Origin of the sequence: Desulfurococcus sp., from assembly GCF_049970475.1 — an archaeon.
In the GTDB taxonomy this organism is placed as follows: domain Archaea; phylum Thermoproteota; class Thermoprotei_A; order Sulfolobales; family Desulfurococcaceae; genus Desulfurococcus; species Desulfurococcus amylolyticus.
This window is the reverse complement of sequence record NZ_JBMFMW010000148.1, coordinates 1-1,880: the sequence shown is the minus strand read 5'-3', so window position 1 is coordinate 1,880 and position 1,880 is coordinate 1. Positions and strand designations below refer to the sequence as shown.

At 44.4% G+C, this 1,880-nt stretch carries 2 protein-coding genes and 1 pseudogene; 1 reads left to right on the top strand and 2 read right to left on the bottom strand.

All coding sequences use genetic code 11. The features are described 5' to 3' along the window. Nucleotides 1-643: MBL fold metallo-hydrolase (locus ACP5N5_RS06855; protein WP_428134439.1), on the bottom strand; the 643-nt coding region annotated here is incomplete at its 3' end. A gap of 16 nt (nucleotides 644-659) precedes the next feature. Next, nucleotides 660-1,367: a hypothetical protein gene (locus tag ACP5N5_RS06850; protein WP_042667011.1), complete on the bottom strand. Its 708-nt coding sequence runs from the start codon at nucleotides 1,365-1,367 to the stop codon at nucleotides 660-662. 194 nt (nucleotides 1,368-1,561) lie between these two features. Between ACP5N5_RS06850 and ACP5N5_RS06845 the strand changes: the two are divergent. Then, a pseudogene (locus ACP5N5_RS06845) lies at nucleotides 1,562-1,880 on the top strand (endonuclease NucS); the annotation flags it as partial.

The following is a 1,880-nucleotide window of genomic DNA, read 5'->3' as shown; positions in this document are numbered from 1 at the left end:
GGATAAATGGTGCTTCAATACCCTTCTCCCTTAGAATTATCATTGCCTCCTGTACTTTCCCATGATACCCGTATACATAGACCCTTTTATATCGGTAGAGGCCTTCTTCAACAAGGCTCGCGAATAACTCTGGAACCCCGTCCTTGAATGGCCGCCTATAATTAGGGTTACCATAAGTTGATTCCATCACGAGTACATCCAGATCCTTCATCACCTGTGTTTTGCCGTCAAGTTTAAAATCACCTGTATAGCCAAGTCTAAGCTCCCTGTACTCAACGTACACTTGTGCAGCCCCCGGGATGTGGGATGCCTGAAACAGACAGAGGGTCTCGTTGTCATCAATGACCAGGCACTCCTTATAGTTCAATGGCTTCTTCTTTAACCTGTAGTATGGTAGTAGATACTTATCAACGTAGTTAAGGGATTCAATTAGATCCAGGGTGATTGATGTAGCGATTATCATCTTAGAGTATTTGATACTCTCCTCCAAACCCCCTAAATGATCTACATGGGCATGTGTAATCACTCTAACTGGTTTCTCGGCATATCCATCAATCGATATGTTTTCACCCAGTATTATGGCACCGTTCTCCAGTATATTAATGGATTCAAGTAGCCTGGCATAGTTACCTGTAGACAGCATGAACCAGTATCCCCGCTTACTTTCTTACTTCATCTGAGACAGGCTTCCAACTACGGGTCTTAGAGTCATATAGAATCATGTTATCCTCATATAAGGCTTTCCAGAGCAAATATCCTTTTTCACCAAGTATCTTCTTCAAGTCCTCCTCGGTATTAGTCTTGGCCTCTTTAAACAGCTTCTCCTTGAACTCATTCCAAAACTCGCTGTCGACAGCGATTCTCTCCTTGCTTAAATGAAGTACCACAGCCCCCATTCTCTCGAAGTATGAGAAAAGCCTGTCACGCTGTATTCTAGCTGGTAACATGCTTTCAAACACTATTTTGTCCTCGCGGAGCCTCTCTATCCCGGTCTTATATGGTTTGCCAACCTTACCTTCACCACGTGTCTCACCCGGTTTAGCACCCTCCTTACCCTCAATACTCTTTATCTTTTCCTCTAATTCGTCAACTCTTTGAATCAGCTCAGCCAGCTGGCGCCTCATGTTTTCAAGGGGTGCCAAGCCTTTATTGATTTCATCCTGGATGAATTTTTCGAGGCGGGAACGCATCCTCTCTAGTTCTTCCGCCCCGGTTTTCTCGGTCATCGATAATAGTTCCCTGGAAAGTACTTCAATGATGTAGCTTGAGACATCCTTGAAGCCTAGCTCTAAAGCCTTCTTCTCTAAACTCTTATAGAGCTCCTCGTTTATCAATATCCTTATCTCTCTCTTACTATCTCCACTCATGGTTTAAACCTGAGAATATATTATTTATGCCGGCTTTATATCAAGATACCTTATACCTTAAAACACTTCCCTAGAGCGATCATTCACCAGTCCTAAAATACCCTTAAACCATGGGAGAAACATTGCCTGATCGATGCTGGGTGATACTGGTTAGCCCAGTGAAATGGTGATGTATATATGGCTGATCTACTTGTATGGGAAAACCCGACTTAAATACTTTACCCGGTGTAATTAAGAAGGCCATAGTTGAAGGGAGGGTAGTTATTGTTATTGGCGAATGCAGCATTGAGTACGAGGGTAGAAGTGCATCTAGGCTTGGAAACGGTGAGAGGATACTGATTATAAAGCAGGATGGCTCCGTTCTAGTACATCGCCCCCAAGGATACTCACCCGTTAACTGGCAACCAGAGACATCAGTGATAGAGGTCTGGACCGATGACGAGGTTATAGAGGACAAGCGCACGGGTTGCAGGGCGTGCGTCAACGTGACTGGCTGCCCAGCACTCTACATCG